This is a genomic window from Photobacterium galatheae (assembly GCF_000695255.1).
In the GTDB taxonomy this organism is placed as follows: Bacteria; Pseudomonadota; Gammaproteobacteria; order Enterobacterales; family Vibrionaceae; genus Photobacterium; species Photobacterium galatheae.
The window spans coordinates 102,740-123,586 of sequence record NZ_JMIB01000030.1 but is presented as its reverse complement, the minus strand read 5'-3'; the positions used below and the strand labels follow the sequence as shown (position 1 = coordinate 123,586).

Here is a 20,847-nt window from a genome sequence, read left to right as displayed (position 1 = left end):
TCTCTGTGCTCCGTCAGATGATTTGGGTTACTTGTCTCTGGACTGAATTGCCCGCCACCAAGCGTCATCGGCGACGATCTGGCCTTCATCATCCAGTGGCGGATAAGGCAGTTTCTTGCGTTTCGCCACTTTTGCCAGCACCGGGTGGCCGCGTTCAAACAGGATGCGGTGCACGGTTTCCCGCGGCAGCGGCGTGGTGTCCTGGTTATACATGCCTGCGATCTGGCGCTGACGTTGCGCTTCATAGAGGATCAGCGCACTGGCGACGGAGACGTTCAGGGACTGTACCATACCCACCATCGGAATGATGATATCCTGATCAGCCAATGCGAGCGCTTCGGGAGTGATCCCGTTTTTTTCGCCGCCCAGAATAATCGCGGTCGGTTTGGTGTAATCAATCTCGCGAAAATCAACGGCCCGATCAGAGAGATGGGTCGCCAGGACCTGCATGCCCTGTGTTTTGAGATGGCCCACGGCATCTGTCATGGTGTCATGGGTTTGCAGCTCGACCCAGTTTCGGGCACCGGCAGAGGTATGGCTCAGCACCCGCATTTTATTCGGCCACACGGCATGGACTTTGTGAACGCCGACGGCGTCCGCTGTGCGGATAATGGCTGAGACGTTGTTAGGTTTGTGCACTTCTTCCAGGCACAGGGTGAGATCCGGCTGACGGGTCGCCAGGACAGACTGGATCCGCTGAAAGCGTTCTGGTGTCATGGTTTTCTTCTTTCAATTCAGGTTGATTCATTCCGTGCCGGGGAAAGCACAAACGCCCGGTGCGGGCGTTTGTGAGTTCAATAGCATCTGGACTAAGCAGCCAAATCAGTTTTTTTGCCGGGCAACCCGGACCACATTCGGCATCACCCGGATCCGGCGCATGATATTGGCCAGATGGACCCGACCTTTGGTGGTCAGGCGAACGGTGATGGTATACAGGCGACCGTCTTTTTCTTCGGTCGACAGGCCCTGAATGTTGGAACCGGTGTTGGCAATGGTGTTGGTCAGATCGGCCAGCGCACCCTGATGGTTTTGCATGTCGACCTTCAGGTTGGTGACAAACTCTTGCTCGAAGTCGCGGCTCCATTCCACCGGCATGTATTTGTCCGGTTCTTTCTGGTAGCCCCGGATGTTCGAACATTCCTCGCGGTGGATCACCAGACCTTTGCCCGGACTGACGTACGCCATGATCGGGTCACCATGGATCGGATGACAGCAGTTGGCAAAGGTCAGCAGAATACCGTCGGCACCGCGGATGGGCATCCGGCGTTTGTCGTCGGTTTTGGTTTCTTCGTCCAGCGTTCCCAGCAGTCTGCGGGCGATTACCACACTCATCAGTTCGCCCAGGCCAATCGCAGCAAGCAGGGATTCCTGATCTTTCAGACGCAGATCCTGAAGCACCTGATTCAGCGTGTCCGGGTCGATCTGGTCGATATTCAGTTCACCCAGTGCATGGTTCAGCAGACGGCGGCCAAGCGTAATGGATTCAGTCCGGCGCATGGTTTTCAGCACCTGACGGATCTTGGTCCGGGCGCGTGAAGTCACCACATAATTGAGCCAGGCTGCATTCGGGCGAGCACCCGGTGCACTGATGATATCCACGGTCTGGCCGTTTTTGAGCGGTTTGCTGAGCGGATAGGGCTGGCGGTCGACTTTGGCACCGACACAGGTATTGCCCACATCTGTATGCACCGCATAGGCAAAGTCAACGGCTGTGGCGCCGACCGGCAGTTCGACAATCCGGCCTTTCGGCGTGAAGACGTATATTTCATCCGGAAAGAGATCGGATTTCACGTTCTCGATAAATTCGAACGAGTTACCGGCACTCTGCTGCAGCTCCATCAGGCTCTGCATCCAGCGCTGGGCTTTCACCTGCGCAGTGGTGCCGGAGCTCTCGCCGTCTTTGTAAGTCCAGTGGGCCGCAACCCCTTTATCCGCCATCTGATCCATGTCGTCGGTACGGATCTGAACTTCCACCGGCACCCCGTGCGGACCAACCAGTGAAGTATGCAGCGACTGATAGCCATTGGCTTTCGGAATGGCAATGTAGTCTTTCATCCGGCTCGGACGCGGTTTGTACAGGTTATGGACCTGTCCAAGCACCCGGTAGCAGGTATCCAGATCCCGGACCAGAACCCGGAAAGCATAGATATCCATGATCGAATGGAAGCGCTGTTCCTTGTTCTTCATCTTGTTATAGATGGAGTACAGATTCTTTTCGCGGCCAACCACTTTGCCGTCGATCCCCGCATCATGAAGGCGACCTTCAATTTCTGCGTGAATCCGGTTAATCATTTCTTTCCGATTCCCGCGCGCAGCGGCCACGACTTCTTTCAGCACCCGGTAACGATTTGGGTACAGGGCTTCGAAACCCAGCTCTTCAAGCTCGGTCTTGATATTGTGAATCCCCAGACGGTGGGCCAGCGGAGAAAAGATTTCCAGCGTTTCGCGGGCAATACGGCGGCGCTTGTCCGGGCGCAGGGCACCCAGTGTGCGCATATTATGCGTCCGGTCGGCTAGCTTGATCAGAATCACCCGGATGTCATTGGCCATGGCCATGATCATCTTACGGAAGTTCTCGGCCTGGGCTTCCTTCCGGTCGCGGAATTTGAGTTTATCCAGCTTGGAAACGCCATCCACCAGCTCGGCGACGGTCGAGCCAAAACGACTGTCGAGGTCGTCTTTGGTGACATCGGTGTCTTCAATGACATCGTGGAGCAGGGCGGCCATCAGGGTTTCGAAATCCAGACGCATTTCTGCCAGGATCCGGGCGACGGCAATCGGATGGATAATGTAAGGCTCACCGCTGGAACGGGTCTGGCCTTCGTGGGCGTCTCTTGCGACTAAATAGGCCTGCCTGAGCGCCTCAATTTGAGTCTCAGGCAGGTATTCAATTACAACTTCTTTCAGGCTATCAAAGAGATACAAATTGCCCGCTTCCTTGAATTAGCGCTGGTTACCTGCAATGGCACTCACGGCTGCCAGTTCAGCAGCTTCCTGCTCTTGCATTTCCTGACGCTCGCGTGCGTCCAGAATATCTTTGGTGATCAGGCCTTCTTCGATCTCGCGCAGGGCGATCACTGTGTACTTGTCGTTCTCTTCAGGAACCAGTGGATCCTTACCGCCAGTTTGCATTTGACGTGCACGGCGAGAAGCAATTTGGATCAGATCGAAACGGTTGCCAATTTTATCAACAGCATCTTGAACAGTTACGCGTGCCATCGAGGACTCCAGTGGTATTAGTAAAAAGATTGAAAATTGTACAAAATTACTTACTGCTGCGCCAGTAGCGCAGAAAGCATGCTGCTATATTTAGCAGCTTGCTTGTCTTGCTTCAATCGCTCCGCACGGATGATTGCTTTAAAATCAATGAGCGCGACATCAAAATCGTCATTCACGATCACGTAATCGTACTCTGTGTAATGCGAGATTTCCGAGCGCGCTTCATCCATCCGACGGGCAATGACTGCGTCGCTGTCCTGTCCGCGAGCGTTGAGACGACGCTCCAGCTCGTCTTTGGACGGCGGCAGAATAAAAATGCTTTTGGCCAGCGGCATCTGGCGGCGGATTTGTTGTGCGCCCTGCCAGTCGATATCCAGAAAGACATCAATGCCTTTATCAAGCTGTTGCTCAATCCACAGACGTGAGGTGCCGTAAAAGTTACCGAACACCTCGGCGTGTTCCAGGAACGCGCCCTGTTCTGCCAGCTCTTTGAATTCTTCCACGCTGACAAAGTTGTAATGCACACCATGTGCTTCACCCGGACGCATGCCGCGTGTGGTGTGGGAAACCGAGACCTTCATGTCATAGGTTGGGTTGGTTTCCAGCAGGGCGTTGATCAGGCTGGATTTGCCTGCGCCGCTTGGGGCCGAAACGATATATAACGTGCCTTTGCTCATGACCAGTGTTACTCAAGTGGAAGAAAGGGCGCGCAGGGTATCACGAACTGTGGTGAAATTGAATCCGGATGTGCAAGTTTCACCCGCAGATTCACATCCGCTTCAGCTCAGTCATGGTCAGCCTGGCCTGCCAGAGCGTTTTCAGGCGCTTCCTTTAAAAAATAGCACGTTGTGACCGGGTCAGCGGTTCGGGGAAATGAGCCGGCAGAAATTGCTCAGCATCGTCTGGAAGCTGTATTCCTGTTTTGCCTTCTGCTGGTTGGCCTGTCCGATGGGTTGCCACTGATCCGGTGTGGCCAGCAGTTGTGCCATCGCGTGGGCATAGGCAGATGGCTGGACGATAAACGGATGATTGGCCGCTGAGAGCATGGATTTGACATCGCCTACATCAGTGGCCAGAACCGGCAGGCCGGCGCCCATGGCTTCCAGCACAGATAATGGCATCTGTTCTGTATCTGACGACAGGCAGAAAATATCGCCCTGAGCCAGAAAATCCCAGACATCATCAATCCGGCCAGCCAGTTGGATCTGGTTGCTGAGGTGGTGTTTCGATACATAGGTCGTCAGTTCGTTCAGCATGGGGCCATCACCACCAATCAGCAGACGGCAGTCCGGTGCATGGGCTGCGACGGTCTTGATCAGACGCGGCAGGTTTTTCTCTTTTCGTAGGCTGGCCAGGGTGATTAGGGTGGGCTTTTTTGCTGAGTTTGTCGGGGTGATCTGCGCCGGCATCTCGATCCCGTTGGGGAAATAACGCAGCCGGACTGGGGGGATGTGCCATTGCTGACGGGCGATTCGCATCAGGGTCTGTGAAGGCACAACGACCTCTGTACGTCCTCCCAGTGCCAGTCGGCGAAAGAGGTTCCGCCGTTGATACAACCGGGTGGCTTCATCCGGATTGAAACCGTCTTCCCAGTGGATCCCCCGGCACAGACCTGCAAAACGGTTACACAGGGCCCACTCGATGGCGCCCCAGTTGTAGGTCATCAGGATTTCAGGCCGATAGCGGCGGATGGTCTGGTAAATCTGTTTCAGGCGTTCCAGCAGACTGAGCGGCTTCAGTTCGGGCATCGTCAGGTAGGTGATTTCAACATGGGGGGCTAGCCGGGAGGCGGCATCCAGACGGCCATCCAGCGAGATCACCACATGCTGATGATGCCCCGGCAGGGCGTTGACGAGCTGAGCAAAGCGAATCTGCGGCCCGCCAAGGGCAAACGTGGAAAAAACATGCAGCAAGGTCGTCATCATGCTGTCGCCTTTTCCGATGGCGGGGTTTCCGGCGTGCTCTCGTGCAGTCTGGCTGGTTGAACTGGCGGTGTTACCGGAGACTCATGGCGGTGTACCAGCACCGCGCGCTGGTAGAAAACATGCCAGTCATTGACCGGCTGCCAGTTCAGCAGACGTTTTTCGCCACTGGTGTCGAAGCGGGCATTCATGGCCCGGGACTTCAAATCCCGCAGGGATGGCAGGCTGATGCTGCGTCCGGCCAGCCGCTTGATGGCCCATTTGGTGATCTCCTGCAGGTACAGCCAGAACGTCAGCTGAGGGACATATCGGTAAGGACGGGCCAGACCTTTGTTGAGCATGGCGACATATTCCCGTGCGCTCGGGCGGACATCGCCGACCAGATTCAGTGCTTTGCCTCTGGCTGCGGGGGTCGTCATTGCGGTGACGGTCGCCGAGGCGACATCTTCTGCCAGCACGAAGGGTAGCGGATTGTCCCCCAGATTCCAGCCAATGAAGTACTGACTGTTATTGAAAAAGCCGATGCCCGTATGGTGGATCAGACCGCCGTTCCCAACCACGATGCCGGGTCTGAGTACGACAACATCCAGATCAGGCATTTCGTGCAGCAGCAGCTCATCCGCCATGGCTTTGGCTCTGGCGTAATGTGCCCGGTGACGCGCATCGGCATCAATCGGCGAGGCACTGTGAATGACGGTTCGGGCGCTGCCTAAATATAAGGAAGCAATCGAGCCGACATGAACCAGCCGGGTAATGCTGTGGGTGAGACAGGCTTGGGCTATGGTTCGGGCAGAATCGACCATCGCATGGTGAATGGCCGGCCAGTCGCCACTGCCACCGCCATGGGCCAGGTTAATCACATAACGGGTCCGACTGACAGCCTGATCGACGGCTACCGGATCACAGACATCGCCCTGAATCAGCTGAATCGCGGGCTGGTGGAAAAAGGCAGGCAGGGACTGCAGATGTCTGGCCATGACGCCGATGGTGTATCGCTCCGCCAGTAGCTGGCTGACGACATGTCGTCCGATGAAGCCGGTCCCACCGATCACCAGTACATCAAAAGGTTGATCGGATGGCGGATTGACCGACGTTCGTTCTGGCGTGGTGTGTGGCGGAAGACGTAAGGCATCTGCCCCCTGACTTTTCTCGGCGAGTTGGTGGCAAAGGTGGACCAGCGCTTGACCAAACGCTGCAGAATGCGGCAGAGGCTGTTGTGATTCGCGGGCCTGATGAAATTCGCGGAGACTGGTTTGCATGGACAGGAAAAAGGGGTCTTTCGCCGGGCTCACTCCTGTGATTGCGCCGGCGTATTGAGCCAGCTGGCGCACGCCCTGGGTAATCAGGCTACCAGCCTGGGAACAGGCAGTGACTGCGCTATCCAGAGCAGGCAGAAAGTGGCTGCGACCATTGAGCAGCACGCGCTGTTGGACGACATCCAGCATCAGTGTGCCGTCTTCCCCGGAAATATGGAGTTGCCAGATTGGGAAATCATTGCCCATGGCAAAGGAAAAATGAAAAGGAACGCTCAGTTCACCCATGGCATCCAGCCGCAGGATGCAGGGCTGGTGCCCACTCAGCACTTTCATCTGGCTGATCCGGCTGATCAGCGCGCCTTGAGGCTGACCGAATAAGGTCAGTAGCTGGGACAACGGATGCACGGCCTGTTCCAGCAGCAGATTGACGGGTTGGCGGAACATCCAGTGGCTGAACTGTTTGCTGTCTAACTGACGGAGTGGCATTTCGTAGTTGAGCGTGACCGAGGTGACCGGACCGATCGCATTATTCTGCAGCAAATATTTTGCCTGTTCAATGACCGGGTGAAACAGAAAATTCTGGTTCACCGCCAGGGTCAGCCCCTGCTGCTGAGCCAGTGTGATCAGGGCATCGCATTCTTTTGGCGTTTCCGCCAGTGGCTTTTCAACCAGCACATGCTTGCCGTGTTCCAGCAGATGTCTGGTCAGCTCGAAATGCAGGTTCGGCGGCGTCAGTACATGAGCAGTGTCAAAGTCGATCTCGGCCAGTGCTTCATCAAGCTGGCTGAAACAGTGAGGCACCTGATAGCGCTGGGCCAGTAACTGGGCGGCAGCCAGGTTGGGGTCGACCATGGCCTGAATGCTGACATCCGGTAAAGACTGTATCGCTCGGGCATGAATATCCGCAATAAAACCAGCCCCGACGAGGATAACTTTGCTGTCTGTTTTTGCGATCATAGCTGCTCCTTCAAAACAATCCCTGATGAATCAAAGTGTCAGCAGTGCGCTTATTGGTATTTTTATGTCAGGTTCGCACTGTGCTTTGTTAACTATAGTCAGCAGAAGACTGATACTGGGGATGCAGTTGGCAAAGTCATGCGAAAGTTGAAGGCGGGTGAGTTCTAAGTAGCTGATAAAATTATGTGAGGCCGGTTCTTCTCGGTCAACGGAAGAACCGGCGAAGCAACGCTAGCTGGCCTGATAGCGTGACAGGCCGTTGTGGCAGAAAGCCAGGCGGTGTTGCTTGGTCCGCATCAGAATTTCGTGGTTACAGGCGACCATATTTCGCGGGCTTTCATCGTGATAGAGATGGAAGGCTACAGCCGAAAAACGCAGGCGCTTCCGGCGAATCCCGTGGTTGATCATCCGGGTGGCGAACTCATTGTCTTCTTTGCCCCAGCCGACGAAGTCTTCGTTGAAGCCGTTAATTGCGACCACGTCCTGTTTCCAGAAGGCCATATTGCAGCCTTTGGTGCCAGAAATCGAGGTTGGTGAACCATAGCTCAGGGAGCGCAGCATTGACAGTCGCAGCCCATAGCAGCGATTTTTCAGATCCAGAATCCCTTTCATGCGGCAGTGCGGGATGACCCCATGGTCAAGGACATGATGGTTGCCCTGCTCATTCAGGCGGACCCGCCATCCCTGAATAAAATAACCGGGCTGCGCGGTGCGCGCATGGTCACGGATAAAATGGCGATCCAACACCATATCGCCGTCAATCATCACCAGATAATCACCATTGGCTCGGGTGATGGCTTTATTACGGCTTGCGGAGAGCCGGTAACCTTCATCTTCTTGCCAGCTGTGGATCACAGGAATACGCAGCTTCTGTTGCCAGTAAGCCACGACCTCTGTGGTCTCTTTGCCAGAGCCATCATCAGCAATGATGACTTCACGAGGCAGATGGCTCTGTCTTTCGATACTTTCCAGAACTTTATTCAAAGCTTCCGGCCAGTTATAAGTGGTTACAATTAACGAAATATCCATATTGAACTGCATCTATGGTGAAATTGATAATTTTTAACACGCTGATTTTCGGGTGTAGCAAACCGCTGACTGAGCGAGATCAGCCATCATTTTTGTGGGCCTTACCGGCCTGGCATGGAAGTTCAGAGTTGAGCTTTCAACGAGCACAAATTTACCATTATGCAAATGACAAACAAATGAATAGCTGCATGAAAGTGCTCATAGAGTGAACCGGATTCAAAAATAGATTTTTTCTCTTATAACGTGATGTTTTTATTTAATTTTTAGGGGTTTCTTTGATTTCAAATCGTTGGAACTATCTCGTATGGAAGAAGGGTGAAGTCTGAGAGGGGGGGAAGTGGACAGTGGCTCATTTGGGATCGCGCAGGGGATGGATGCCGTACGTGATGTGTAGTAAAGGGGGGGTATCGAACCTCGTTTTGACAGCAAAAAGCCCTGTAATCACAGGGCTTTTGTCTAGGCAGTGATGTCTGCGGGGATATCATTCAATATTCTGGATCTGCTCGCGCATTTGCTCAATCAGCACTTTCAGTTCGACCGCGGAAGCGGTGATCTCTGTGTTGATGGATTTCGAAGCCAGGGTGTTCGACTCACGGTTGAATTCCTGCATCATGAAGTCCAGACGTCGGCCACAGGCACCGCCTTTTTTCAGGATTTTTCGGGTTTCTTTCACGTGGGAGTCAAGGCGATCCAGCTCTTCAGCAACATCGCTTTTCTGAGCCAGCATGATGAGTTCCTGTTCAACGCGGTTGGCGTCCAGCTCGACTTTGGCTTCTTCCAGTCGGGTCAGAATACGCTCGCGTTGCCATTGCATCACTTCCGGCATCAGGGCGCGCACTTTAGTGGCTTCAGTCGAAATGGCATCCAGACGCTGATCAATCAGGTCTTTCATGTTCGCACCTTCGCTGGCACGGGCGGCGATGAAATCATCGACGGCGCCGTCAAAAGCAGTCAGCAGCTCTTGATTGATGATGTCCATGTCCTGTTCCGGGGTTTCCATCACGCCCGGCCAGTTCAGCACCTGAAACGGACCGATATTGCCTTCACCGGCGGTTTCTTTCACCCAGCTGGCAGCTTTGATGACTTGCTTGGCCAGTGCTTCATTGATGCGCAGTTCCGTGCTGGCTGCCGGGTTGGCTTCAAAGCGCAGACTGCACTCGACTTTCCCGCGTGCCAGACGCTGACGAAAACGCTCGCGCAGCACAGGTTCCAGACTGCGAAACTGTTCTGGCAGACGCAGATAAGTTTCCAGATATCGTTGGTTCACCGAACGGATTTCCCAAACGGCGCTGCCCCAGTCGCCTTTAACTTCGCGACGGGCATAGGCGGTCATACTGTGAATCATTGGCGATGGCCCTTAAGAAATGATGGCTAGATTATACGCACCAGTGCAGATAATGGAAATTGATCCGTACTGCCGGTCGGGTTCAGGACGTGCAACAGGGCGGAGATCTGGCTATAATCGCCGGTCAATGTCTGCGGGTCGCCAAGCGGCCTGTCATCAGCACCCAATATCAGCCAAGGTGGAATCCGATGCGTCCAAGTGGAAGAAGTGCCAGCCAAGTTCGTCCGATTACAATTACCCGTCATTTCACTGCTCATGCCGAAGGTTCGGTACTGGTTGAGTTCGGTGACACCAAGGTGATTTGTACCGCCAGTGTTGAAGAAAGTGTGCCGCGCTGGCTGAAGGGCAAAGGTCAGGGTTGGGTGACGGCTGAATACGGCATGCTGCCACGCGCGACACATTCCCGGAACCGTCGTGAAGCGGCCAGTGGTAAACAAGGTGGCCGTACGCTGGAAATTCAGCGTCTGATTGCTCGCAGTCTGCGTGCAGCGGTTGACCTGGAAGTGCTGGGTGAGCAGATGATCACGGTTGACTGTGACGTGATTCAGGCCGACGGCGGGACGCGTACCGCGTCGATCACAGGGGCGATGGTTGCGCTGACCGATGCCATTCAAGTGATGATGGAAAAAGGTCTGCTGAAAAAGAACCCGTTGAAAACAACCATTGCTGCTGTGTCTGTTGGCATTTATCAGGGCACACCGGTGTGTGATCTGGACTATGCCGAAGATTCCAGTGCCGAGACGGATATGAATGTCATCATGAACCGTGAAGGTAAAATTATTGAGATTCAGGGCACTGCCGAAGGGGAAGCCTTCAGTACCGAAGAATTGATGGCGATGTTGTCGCTGGCGAAAGACGGCATTGCCGAGATCATCAATATCCAGCAGGCAGCGCTGGAAAGTTAAGGTTTTTGGAGCGGTTCCTGTTGGAGCCGCTTTTTTTTGTCCGCAGAACACAGATTTTGCGGGATTTCGCCAGCCGCTTTTCCTTCGGCTGGAGCATGCGACCAATCGCTCGAGGAGAAACAATGAAAGCATATCAGCGTCAGTTCATCGAATTCGCTTTAGAGAAAGGCGTCCTGAAGTTTGGTGAGTTCACCCTGAAATCAGGCCGCAAGAGCCCGTACTTTTTCAATGCCGGTCTGTTTAACACCGGTCGTGATCTGGCACGTCTGGGCCGCTTTTATGCCGCAGCACTGGCCGATTCGGGCATTGCATTTGATGTGCTGTTTGGCCCGGCTTATAAAGGGATTCCAATCGCGACCACCACGGCCGTTGCACTGGCGGATCACCACGACATCGATACTCCGTACTGCTTTAACCGTAAAGAAGCCAAAGACCACGGCGAAGGCGGCAATCTGGTGGGCAGTCCGCTGGAAGGACGTATCATGCTGGTGGATGACGTGATCACGGCCGGCACCGCCATTCGCGAGTCGATGGAAATCATCAAGGCCAATGGTGCAGATCTGGCGGGGGTGTTAGTGGCAATTGACCGTCAGGAAAAAGGGAAGGGTGAGTTGTCGGCGATTCAGGAAGTTCAACGTGACTTCGGTTGTGCGGTGATTTCCATTGTGTCTCTGGGCGATGTAGTCAGCTATCTGGAAGAGCAGGATGGCATGGAAGCGCATCTGGAAGCGGTGAAAGCTTACCGCGCTCAGTACGGCATCTGATTTCTTTCAGACCGGAACAGCAAAGGGCTGGCAGTGATGCCAGCCCTTTTTGATTGGTTCGGGTGAGCGTTTCGCAGAGCTGAAAGGAGAAGAAAGAAAGTTAGCTCAGCTGATTGGTCAGCAGGTCCCAGTAGGCATCGAAATTATCATTCGGCTTGTGACGGAAGCTGGAGCGCACATAGCGGTTATAGCTGCCTTCTACCTGACCCAGTAGCTGGGCAGAGAGAATATTTTCGTCGATCGGGAAAGCACGGCCTTCACGGAGCTTACGTTCACGCAGGATCTGACGGAGCTGGGTTTCAATCCGTTCAAACAGCTGGTTGATGCGCGACTGCAGCCGATCCTGTTCAAACATCAGGGCATGGCCGGTCATGATACGGGTCAGGCCCGGATTACGCTCGGCAAAGACTAACAGCAGTTGCAGCACCATGCGCAGCCGGATCATGGTGTCTTTTTCGTCATCCAGGATACGGTTAATCCGTGTGGTGATGGAGTCTTCAATGAACTCAATCAGGCCTTCAAACATGCGGGCCTTGCTGGGAAAGTGGCGATATAGCGCGGCTTCGGAAACGCCAACCTGTGCGGCCAGTTTGGCAGTGGTAATGCGTTGGCTGCCCTGGCTCGATTCCAGCATTTCAGCCAATGCTTGCAAGATTTCTTCGCGGCGGTTGTTTTTTTTATTGCCAGCCATGAATAACCGTTCCTTTTCGATAGAAGACTGTGTCCGGACAGAAAAACCAGAATATCTTAGCCATGCGCCGAGGGCATGGAAAGTGTCTGGATCAGGCAGTGTTACCTGTATCGGCAGCCAGAATGTAAGCTTGAGAGCTGGCTGCCAAAAAACAGTGCGCTGTTTATCGTCTGTTTACGACAACATTGTGATATGAGCGAGGCGGCTCAGCTTTGCTGCCGGAAGCGTTGGATGATTTCATCAATCAGCTGACGCCCCAGTGAGGCTTTGTCTGTCAGCGGGAGCGCCTTGTCACCCTTTGGCCAGTAAAGGTGCAGGGCATTGGCGTCACTGTTGAATCCCTGTCCCTGTTGCGCCACATCATTGGCACAGATCAGATCCAGGTTTTTGCGCTGCAGCTTGTCCTGGGCATAACGTGCAACGTCTTGCGTCTCTGCGGCAAACCCGACCGTGAAGGGGCGGTGTTCCGTCATCGCAGCAACGCCGGCGATGATATCCGGATTTTTCACCAGTGTCAGTACCAGTTCATCGTGTCCCTGCTTTTTCTTCATCTTCTGCTCAGCCATTTCAGCCGGGCGGAAATCAGCCACGGCAGCACAGCCAATAAAGATATCGTGCAGGGGGGCCTGATCCGTTGCAGCCTGATACATTTCGAGCGCACTTTCGACATCGATTCGCTGGACACCCGCGGGTGTGGGCAGGCTGACCGGGCCGCTGATCAGCGTCACGCTGGCCCCGCGCTCTGCGGCTGCCTGGGCAATGGCGAAGCCCATTTTGCCGGAACTGTGGTTGGTCAGATAACGCACCGGGTCAAGCGCTTCCCGGGTCGGACCGGCCGTGATGGCGATACGCACACCAGCCAGATCCCGGGGCTTAAGGAAGTTTTCGATTTCAGTCACCAGTGCCATCGGCTCCAGCATCCGGCCTGGCCCGACATCGCCACAGGCCTGTTCGCCGCTGGCGGGTCCCCAGATTTGATGCCCTCGGGTTGCAAGGACGGCGAGGTTTTCCTGAGTCGATGGTTGGCGGTACATCTGCTGGTTCATTGCCGGCGCGATGGCAATGGGGGCACTGGTTGCCAGACAGAGGGTGCTCAGCAGGTCGTTCCCCATGCCGGCACGCAGCCGGGCGATCAGATCAGCCGAGGCGGGTGCCAGCAGCACCAAATCGGCCCATTTCGCCAGCTCAATATGGCCCATAGAGGCTTCTGCGGCTGGGTCGAGCAGGCTGTCTGCCACCGGCTTGCCTGAAACGGCCTGCATGGTGAGTGGTGTGATGAATTCTTTGGCGGCGGGGGTCATGACGACACGCACCTCTGCGCCACGCTCTATCAACCTGCGTGTCAGGTCGGCACACTTATAAGCTGCAATACCGCCGCTGATCCCCAAAAGTATTTTTTTTCCTGCCAGTGTTTTCATTCGATAGCCTGCTTCCTGAAAAAACTGGCAACAAGATATCACCAAAGCAGAATGGATTCATCGCTTTAGTACCGAGAAAAATGACCGTTTGTTTGTGCTGTATCACGCTCTTGTCGGGTAATCACTCGACAGAAGTTGAGCGGTACCTTGCAACAGAACACAGAGTCTGTGTATGTCCCCGCATTTTCCGATGACGGGTTTTGTGCTGTTTCCGAGACTCGCTTCTGCTTAGGCAAAACAAGCACAGAGGATAATAACGGGATGGCTTTGAAACACTTACCTCAGGAGACAAGGCCCAGGGAAAAGTTGTTGCAGCGTGGGGCCAGTGCATTGTCTGATGCTGAATTACTGGCGATTTTTCTCCGGACTGGTTTGCCCGGCACGAATGTCATTGAACTGGCCGGTCAGTTGTTACAGTCGTTTGGCTCCCTGCGTGCGTTGCTGGCGGCCGATCTGCAAAGTTTCTGTCAGCATAAAGGATTAGGCCCGGCCAAATTTGTACAGTTGCAGGCGGTGCTGGAGATGAGCCTGCGTTATCTGACCGAACGGCTTCAGCGCGGTGAGGCACTGACCAGTCCGGAGCAAACCCGGCGATATCTGAGTCACTTACTGCGCGATCGGCACCGTGAAGCATTTTTTGTGTTGTTTCTGGATAATCAGCATCGGGTGATCAGTGGTGAGGTGATGTTTGAGGGAACGATTGATGCGGCCAGCGTGTATCCGCGCGAAGTTGTAAAAAGATCACTCGAACTTAATGCAGCAGCGCTGATTTTAGCGCATAATCACCCCTCAGGCGTGGCGGAGCCAAGTCAAGCCGATCAGCGAATTACGCAAAGGATCAGCGATGCGCTGGCCCTGGTAGATATTCGGATCCTCGATCACTTTGTCGTTGGTGACGGCGAAGTGGTTTCTTTTGCTGAACGAGGTTGGCTATAAAGTAAGCCGAAATTGATCAAAAAGACGAGAAAGGATCTGCTCGGGACTTGAGCAACTGGTTTTGACTTAGTATAATGCGCGACCTTTGATAGCTTCGGTTAGATGGAATGCTTTTTGCGTTCGGTTAATCGCGGTTGATATCGAGCTGAAACGATTTGGAGAAGACAGTAATGTCCCGAGTATGCCAAGTAACTGGTAAACGTCCTGTAACGGGTAACAACCGTTCACACGCACGTAATGCCACCAAGCGTCGTTTTCTGCCGAACCTGCAAACTCATCGTTTCTGGGTAGAAAGCGAAAAACGCTTCGTTAAACTACGCCTTTCTGCGAAAGGCATGCGTATCATTGACAAGAAAGGTATCGATACCGTTCTGTCTGAAATGCGTGCTCGCGGCGAGAAGGTTTAAGAGGATTCTAAGCAATGGCTAAAGGCATTCGTGAGAAGATCCGTCTGGTATCATCTGCCGGCACAGGTCACTTCTACACTACCGACAAAAACAAGCGTAACATGCCAGGCAAATTTGAGATCAAGAAATTTGATCCAGTTGTTCGTAAGCACGTTATGTACAAAGAAGCAAAAATCAAGTAATTGGTTTCTTTTGCTTTTTGATAAAAACCCAGCCAAGGCTGGGTTTTTTTATGGCTGTCAGTTCGCAACCCGATTATCATCGGGGTTCATTGAATGCTGGTGGAGGCAGGATGAAACTGACACGTCGTGGCTGGAACAACTTCATTATCATTGGCGTCTTGTTTTTTGTCGCCATCATTCAGCTCCCTGAACTGCTTAAGCAGCGTCTGCTCCCGGAAACATCTTCTACGACGCAAAGCACGGCTGGGCTGGTGCGTTTACTGCCGCCTGAGGCCCGTATCGCGAAATTGGTTCTGCCAGATGTTATCTTCAGCCAGCAGGCCGGTAACTGGCAGTCTGAACCAGCGATTAACGGCGATCCGACTGTGATTGTTTCGCACTGGTCCGGGATCGCCGGCACAAAAGTCGATGCGGATACCTTTGCCCGTCTGAATGATAAGCTGACAACGCCACGGAGTGTGGAAGTATGGCTGGTCGATCAGGCTGAGCCCTACCGATTGACCGTCTATCAGCTCCCTCAGTTCTGGCTGTTGCAGAACTGGGCAGGAGAGTGGCTGGCGATCACGGTGGAACCCGGTTATCTGTTTCCTGCCACCTGAGCCATTGTTTCATCCGAGAATCTGGAAAAAAGATGCCTGAATTACCCGAAGTTGAAGTCAGTCGTATGGGGATCACCCCTCATGTGGTCGGTCAGACCGTGACGCAAGTGACGGTCAGAAATCCTAGTCTGCGCTGGCCTGTGCCTGCTGAATTGCAATTGTTACAAGGGCAAACGATCCGTGGGGTGAGTCGCAGAGCCAAGTATCTGCTGTTGGAAACCGATGCGGGTTTCGCCATTATCCATTTGGGCATGTCTGGCAGTTTACGTATTCTGCCTGCGGATGTGCCGCCGGCGAAACATGATCATGTTGATGTCGTACTGGCGAGTGGTGAAATGCTGCGATACAACGATCCCCGTCGCTTTGGCGCCTGGCTGTGGCAGGAGCACGACAGTGAGCATCCGGTGCTGAGTAAATTGGGCCCGGAACCTTTGAGTGAAGGATTTAATACGGCTTATGTCATTGATAAAGCAAAAGGTAAGCGCACGGTGATTAAGCAATTCATCATGGATAACCAGGTGGTGGTAGGGGTCGGAAATATTTATGCCAATGAATCGCTGTTTTCGGCAGGGATTCATCCTCAGGCCCCAGCCGGATCGCTGTCGCCGGAACGACTGCATTTATTGGTCGATGAAATCAAAAGTGTGTTGCAAAAAGCGATTACTCAGGGTGGCACCACCCTGAAAGACTTCAAGCAGAGTGACGGTAAGCCCGGGTATTTTGCACAGGAGCTGCAGGTCTATGGCAAGGCAGGTAAGCCTTGTCCGCGCTGCGGTCAGTTACTCAATGAAGTCAAAATCGGGCAGCGTGCTACAGTCTATTGTAGTGAGTGCCAACGCTTATAAATTCAATAAGTCATCACGCCTCACTCTGCTTTTTAGGGAAGAAAAGGAGCGATGCGCATGCGCTATCTGGTAACGGGTGTGGCTGGTTTTATTGGCAGTGCTGTGGCGCAGCGGCTTTGCAGCATGGGCCATGAAGTGGTCGGGATTGACAACTTTAACAGCTATTATGATGTGAGACTCAAACAGGCGCGGGTGCAGCGGATTGCTCATCCGGCCTTGTTGGTACTGGACTGTGATCTGGTTGATCAGAAAGCTATCGCCCGGTTATTTCTGGCCCATCGGTTTGACCGGGTGATTCATCTGGCTGCACAGGCCGGCGTTCGTTATTCTCTGGATAACCCCATGACCTATGCCGATAGCAACCTGACAGGTCATCTGACTATTCTGGAAGGTTGCCGGCGTCATCAGATTGAACATCTGGTGTATGCCTCTTCCAGTTCAGTTTACGGTCTCAATCGTAAACTGCCGCTTTCGACCGCTGACCGTGTCGATCATCCCGTCTCTCTTTATGCTGCGACCAAGAAAGCCAATGAGTTGATGGCGCACACTTATTCGCATCTTTACGGCATTCCCACCACAGGCCTGCGCTTTTTTACGGTTTATGGCCCTTGGGGCCGGCCGGATATGGCGCTGTTCAAGTTCACGGAGGCCATGCTGGCCGGTCAGCCTATCGATATTTATAATCAGGGCGACATGCTGCGTGATTTTACCTATATCGATGATATCGTCGAAGGTGTCGTTCGGATTCAGGACGTTATCCCGGCAGCTCAACCTGACTGGCAGGTTGAAACCGGCACGCCAGCGACCAGCTCGGCACCTTACCGGATCTATAATCTGGGGCACGGTCAGCCGGTGAAACTCATGGACTTTATCACGGCGCTGGAAAACGCGTTGGGTCGGGAAGCGGTCAAGAACTACATGCCGATGCAGCCTGGGGATGTGTATGCCACGTACGCGGAAACGGAAGACTTGTTTGATGTGATCGGGTTCCGGCCTCAGGTGAGTGTGGAAGCGGGCGTGCAACGGTTTGTTGACTGGTATCTGGACTACTATGGTCAGACGATGCAGGGGAAAGTGGCGGCACACTGAGCAGGTGCCGCGTATTCAGGTGGATTATTTTGCCAGTTTGTCTCTCAGTGCCTGCGCAATGATTGGGTGGACGAACTGATCGACCTGGCCTTTGTGCAGGGCGACTTCCTTGACGATGGTTGAGGAGATGAAAGAGTTCTCTTCAGCCGGGGTCAGGAAGACAGTTTCGAGTTCTGGCATCAGGCGACGGTTCATGTTGGCGAGCTGGAACTCATATTCAAAGTCTGAAACCGCACGCAGGCCGCGCACCAGAATATTGGCCTGATGTTCACGGGCAAAATCAACCAGCAGGCCTGAAAAACCCACGACTTCTACATTTTTCAGGTGACTGGTGATGGCTTTTGCCAGATCGACCCGTTCCAGTAAATCGAACAGCGGCTTTTTGCTCGGGCTGAAGGCAATCCCAACAACCACATGGTCGAACATGGCAGCCGCGCGCTCAATCAGATCCTGGTGGCCGTTGGTGATCGGGTCAAAGGTCCCGGGGTAAATGACTCGGGTTGTCATGCGTTTTCATCCATAAATTTATCAATGCCGTTTTCGCAACGGGTCAGCTTCTGGCGCACGGTGTTTTCAAGAATTTCGTCGTTTTTCGCCAGAGAGGCCCGGGAACTTTCATCATGGTAGAGGTGATAGCCCACGCCGGCAAATTTCAGGTACAAACGCTTTTTACCGCAATTGAGCATACGGTGAACAAATTCGCTGTCTTCACGACCCCAACCGACAAAATCTTCGTTGAAACCATTGACGGTGAGGACGTCAGCACGCCAAAACGCCATATTACAGCCACGGGTTGACGCATCATTATTTCGTTCGTACGAGCAAAGTTTGCTGAGCCATGCGTTACTGATGCAATTGTGGCGGTTTTTAATGCCTGAGGAGAACAGGTTCGGGACGACATTGTGATGCATAATTTTCTGGCTGATCGCATCATTGGCCAGTACACGTCCACCTTGTACAAAATAGCCTGCTTTCGCGGCTTGCTTGTGGGATCGGATGAAATCCGGGGACATCACAATATCACCGTCGATCATGATGATGTAGTCAGCCTGGGTTTTAGCGATCGCGCGATTGCGGCTCATTGCAAGCTGGAAACCTTCATCCGGTTGCCAGGAGTGAATCAGCTTGCATGGAAAATCTTGCTGATAGGTACGAATTAATTCAGCGGTGTCTTCCCGTGAACCATCATCGGCGATGATGACTTCGTCCGGCAGTTCAGATTGGCGTTTGACACTGTCCAGAACCGCTTTTAAGGCTTCTTTCCAGTTATAGGTGGTGATGACGAGAGCGACTTTCATTGATTTCTCTCTTTTTGATAATCCCGTAGCCAGAGATCAATATATTTAACAAATGTGGAATGCATGCTTAGCCACGCCAGAATAAACCCGTGGCGGCCATCCAGAAAACCTCGTTTGAGGACATACATTTTCAAAAAGCTGGCGAAAGCATGCAGCAGTGCTGTTCCGAGGCCGGCTTTTTTTCGCCCTTCACGTTCATCGGTCCAGGCTTTCAGATACTTGGTGGTCTTATTGATATAGTGATGCAGGTTATCGTAAGTAAAGTGCAGCAGTCGACCATTCAGCGGCTTGAGTGTCAGGTTGTCTGTGACGACTTTTTCATGAACCAGTGCATCGTTGTACTGGGTTTCTTCCCGGCGATAGAGGCGAATGACCCAGTCAGGCGACCAGCCGGAATAACGAATGGTTTTGCCAAAGGCATCACTCAGACGATTGAGCTTGTAAGCAATGCCTGTCGGGTTGGCCGTGATGGTTGCCTGAATCTCGGCTTTGAGTTCTGGGGTCACCCTTTCATCAGCGTCCAGTACCAGCACCCAGTCGGTGGTCATGTGTGATTGCGCACGCTGGCGTTGCGGGCCAAAACCAGGCCAATCTGGATAGCTGAAGAATTTATCCGTATAGCGGCGGGCGATGGTTTCTGAATCATCCGTGCTGCCGGAATCAACAATCACAATTTCGTCAACCCAGCCAGCCACCGTATCCAGACAGGCGGCCAGATGCTTGGCTTCATTTTTGATGATCATCAGCACACCCAAAGTGGTGCGGGAAGTGTTGGGAACCATTTCGTATCCAGTGTTCAAATGAAAATTGATGATTGTTATTTCAATCAGATGCAAAAGATTATGCCGACCGGGTCGGGTAAAGTAAAACCTCGGCTCTATTTCATGACTGAAGATATCGCTTTTGGTCAGGACTGGGAATGCGCGGTGATGCGATCAAACATCGCAATGACCTGCTCCGGACGAATCCGCTGCATCGCCTGTTCGTCTTTCACCCGGCTGCGCCATGGCAGTTGTGCCGGTGATTTGCCGGTTTCTTCCCGGATGCATTCATCATAGACGCTGACCACATATGCCCGGGATGAATAAGGGCCGGTACGTTCCGGGTTATGGTGTGCGTACAGGCCAAGCACCGGGGTGCCAACCGCGACAGCCATATGTGCCGGGCCGGTATCTGGCGCGCAGACCAAGGCTGCTTTTTGCAGCAAAGCGAGTAATTGTTTCAGGCTGCTCTGGCCAATGAGGTTATTGACCGGAAAATCCAGTTGGCTTTCAATTGCATTGCCCAAGTCGACTTCAATTTTTGCCGGGCTTCCTGCCAGAATGACGGCAAACCCTTGTTGGTGGGCATGACGTGCCAGCGCCGCATAGCCTTCTGCGGTCCAGTTTTTGTAGCCTTTGCTGGCTGCCGGGGCAATGACCAGGGTGTTATCCTGATAGACATGCTGATCTGCCCAGCGGTGGTCTTCTTCCGATAACGGGATCTCCCAGCTCGGTGTCAGGTCGGTGACACCCAAAGTCGCAGCGAATTGCATAAACCCGTCCAGCACATGGGGAGATGTCGGTGAAGGCACTTTGACATTGGTGAAAAGCTGTTGCAGGTCGCTGCTGCGCGTGGCATCAAAGCCGAGCTTATATTTCGCTTTGATCCCCACACTGACAATGCTGGCCCGAATCGCGGTCTGCATGTGCAGCAGAGCATCAAATCGTTCACCTTCCAGCGCTTGCCAGACAGCTTTGTAACCCTGCCAGCCCTGTTTTTTGTCAAAGACAACAACTCGGATCCCCGGCAGCCCTTTCAGCAGTCGTGCTTCCACTTTGCCGCATATCCAGGTCAGCCGCGTGTTGGGCCACTGTCGCTGAATTGCCTGCGCCATCGCAATACTGTTACAGACATCACCAATCGCCGACAGGCGAAGGATGCACAGAGACTCGGGAGCGGAAGTGAATAAACTCATGACACCTGCTTATTAAATGATGCATTTG

At 53.5% G+C, this 20,847-nt stretch carries 22 protein-coding genes; 8 read left to right on the top strand and 14 right to left on the bottom strand.

From position 1 onward, the window contains the following. Positions 1-27: 27 nt before the first annotated feature. From trmH to EA58_RS15565, 8 genes are all read right to left on the bottom strand, one after another. Positions 28-717, bottom strand: coding sequence for a tRNA (guanosine(18)-2'-O)-methyltransferase TrmH (gene trmH / locus EA58_RS15605; RefSeq protein WP_036754783.1), 690 nt, complete (start codon positions 715-717; stop codon positions 28-30). 105 nt (positions 718-822) lie between these two features. Beyond that, the gene (spoT, locus tag EA58_RS15600) at positions 823-2,925 is read right to left on the bottom strand and encodes a bifunctional GTP diphosphokinase/guanosine-3',5'-bis pyrophosphate 3'-pyrophosphohydrolase (RefSeq protein ID WP_036754780.1); all 2,103 of its coding nucleotides are present in this window, start codon (positions 2,923-2,925) and stop codon (positions 823-825) included. An 18-nt stretch (positions 2,926-2,943) separates the two neighbouring features. Next, positions 2,944-3,219, bottom strand: coding sequence for a DNA-directed RNA polymerase subunit omega (gene rpoZ, locus EA58_RS15595; protein WP_027250547.1), 276 nt, complete (start codon positions 3,217-3,219; stop codon positions 2,944-2,946). Positions 3,220-3,269: 50 nt separating this feature from the next. Next, positions 3,270-3,896 (bottom strand): guanylate kinase, encoded by a 627-nt coding sequence (gene gmk / locus EA58_RS15590; RefSeq protein ID WP_036754776.1) that lies wholly within the window; start codon positions 3,894-3,896, stop codon positions 3,270-3,272. 180 nt (positions 3,897-4,076) lie between these two features. Further along, a complete protein-coding gene (locus EA58_RS15585) occupies positions 4,077-5,144 on the bottom strand; it encodes a glycosyltransferase family 4 protein (RefSeq protein WP_051642141.1) in 1,068 nt (355 codons plus the stop codon). After that, positions 5,141-7,354 carry a Gfo/Idh/MocA family oxidoreductase gene (locus tag EA58_RS15580; RefSeq protein WP_036754773.1) on the bottom strand — a complete coding sequence of 738 codons (2,214 nt, stop codon included), beginning with the start codon at positions 7,352-7,354 and terminating at the stop codon, positions 5,141-5,143. The genes EA58_RS15585 and EA58_RS15580 overlap by 4 nt, the downstream gene beginning before the upstream one ends. A 231-nt stretch (positions 7,355-7,585) precedes the next feature. Next, positions 7,586-8,383 carry a glycosyltransferase family 2 protein gene (locus tag EA58_RS15575; protein WP_036754835.1) on the bottom strand — a complete coding sequence of 266 codons (798 nt, stop codon included), beginning with the start codon at positions 8,381-8,383 and terminating at the stop codon, positions 7,586-7,588. A gap of 481 nt (positions 8,384-8,864) precedes the next feature. Beyond that, positions 8,865-9,728: a YicC/YloC family endoribonuclease gene (locus EA58_RS15565; protein ID WP_036754765.1), complete on the bottom strand. Its 864-nt coding sequence runs from the start codon at positions 9,726-9,728 to the stop codon at positions 8,865-8,867. Between the two features lie 188 nt (positions 9,729-9,916). Between EA58_RS15565 and rph the strand changes: the two genes are divergently transcribed. Beyond that, the gene (gene rph, locus EA58_RS15560; protein ID WP_036754832.1) at positions 9,917-10,633 is read left to right on the top strand and encodes a ribonuclease PH; all 717 of its coding nucleotides are present in this window, start codon (positions 9,917-9,919) and stop codon (positions 10,631-10,633) included. 122 nt (positions 10,634-10,755) lie between these two features. Further along, entirely contained in the window at positions 10,756-11,397 is a 642-nt protein-coding gene (gene pyrE / locus EA58_RS15555) for an orotate phosphoribosyltransferase (protein ID WP_036754763.1), read from the top strand. A gap of 100 nt (positions 11,398-11,497) precedes the next feature. Here the strand turns inward: pyrE and slmA are convergent, their stop codons facing one another. After that, positions 11,498-12,088 carry a nucleoid occlusion factor SlmA gene (slmA, locus tag EA58_RS15550; RefSeq protein WP_036754761.1) on the bottom strand — a complete coding sequence of 197 codons (591 nt, stop codon included), beginning with the start codon at positions 12,086-12,088 and terminating at the stop codon, positions 11,498-11,500. 206 nt (positions 12,089-12,294) lie between these two features. After that, the gene (gene coaBC / locus EA58_RS15545; RefSeq protein WP_036754758.1) at positions 12,295-13,506 is read right to left on the bottom strand and encodes a bifunctional phosphopantothenoylcysteine decarboxylase/phosphopantothenate--cysteine ligase CoaBC; all 1,212 of its coding nucleotides are present in this window, start codon (positions 13,504-13,506) and stop codon (positions 12,295-12,297) included. Between the two features lie 261 nt (positions 13,507-13,767). Between coaBC and radC the strand changes: the two genes are divergently transcribed. The 6 genes from radC to EA58_RS15515 all read left to right on the top strand — a co-directional run bounded on the left by radC (position 13,768) and on the right by EA58_RS15515 (position 17,564). Beyond that, entirely contained in the window at positions 13,768-14,442 is a 675-nt protein-coding gene (gene radC, locus EA58_RS15540; protein ID WP_036754755.1) for a RadC family protein, read from the top strand. 170 nt (positions 14,443-14,612) lie between these two features. Next, positions 14,613-14,849 (top strand): 50S ribosomal protein L28, encoded by a 237-nt coding sequence (rpmB, locus tag EA58_RS15535; RefSeq protein ID WP_036754752.1) that lies wholly within the window; start codon positions 14,613-14,615, stop codon positions 14,847-14,849. A 14-nt stretch (positions 14,850-14,863) separates the two neighbouring features. Then, complete coding sequence (gene rpmG, locus EA58_RS15530) at positions 14,864-15,031, top strand: 50S ribosomal protein L33 (protein WP_004405486.1); 168 nt, start codon at positions 14,864-14,866, stop codon at positions 15,029-15,031. Between the two features lie 110 nt (positions 15,032-15,141). After that, on the top strand, positions 15,142-15,630 hold the full coding sequence (locus EA58_RS15525) for a hypothetical protein (protein ID WP_036754748.1): 489 nt from the start codon (positions 15,142-15,144) through the stop codon (positions 15,628-15,630). Positions 15,631-15,662: 32 nt separating this feature from the next. After that, entirely contained in the window at positions 15,663-16,475 is an 813-nt protein-coding gene (mutM, locus tag EA58_RS15520) for a bifunctional DNA-formamidopyrimidine glycosylase/DNA-(apurinic or apyrimidinic site) lyase (protein WP_036754746.1), read from the top strand. 57 nt (positions 16,476-16,532) lie between these two features. After that, entirely contained in the window at positions 16,533-17,564 is a 1,032-nt protein-coding gene (locus tag EA58_RS15515) for an NAD-dependent epimerase (protein WP_036754744.1), read from the top strand. A gap of 24 nt (positions 17,565-17,588) precedes the next feature. Here the strand turns inward: EA58_RS15515 and coaD are convergent, their stop codons facing one another. The 4 genes from coaD to EA58_RS15495 all read right to left on the bottom strand — a co-directional run bounded on the left by coaD (position 17,589) and on the right by EA58_RS15495 (position 20,819). Then, positions 17,589-18,071 carry a pantetheine-phosphate adenylyltransferase gene (gene coaD, locus EA58_RS15510; RefSeq protein ID WP_036754743.1) on the bottom strand — a complete coding sequence of 161 codons (483 nt, stop codon included), beginning with the start codon at positions 18,069-18,071 and terminating at the stop codon, positions 17,589-17,591. Then, positions 18,068-18,862 carry a glycosyltransferase family 2 protein gene (locus tag EA58_RS15505; protein WP_036754742.1) on the bottom strand — a complete coding sequence of 265 codons (795 nt, stop codon included), beginning with the start codon at positions 18,860-18,862 and terminating at the stop codon, positions 18,068-18,070. The genes coaD and EA58_RS15505 overlap by 4 nt, the downstream gene beginning before the upstream one ends. Beyond that, positions 18,859-19,644 (bottom strand): glycosyltransferase family 2 protein, encoded by a 786-nt coding sequence (locus EA58_RS15500; RefSeq protein ID WP_036754740.1) that lies wholly within the window; start codon positions 19,642-19,644, stop codon positions 18,859-18,861. Before EA58_RS15500 ends, EA58_RS15505 begins: the two co-directional genes overlap by 4 nt. A gap of 125 nt (positions 19,645-19,769) precedes the next feature. After that, positions 19,770-20,819 (bottom strand): glycosyltransferase family 9 protein, encoded by a 1,050-nt coding sequence (locus tag EA58_RS15495; RefSeq protein WP_036754738.1) that lies wholly within the window; start codon positions 20,817-20,819, stop codon positions 19,770-19,772. Positions 20,820-20,847 lie beyond the last annotated feature (28 nt).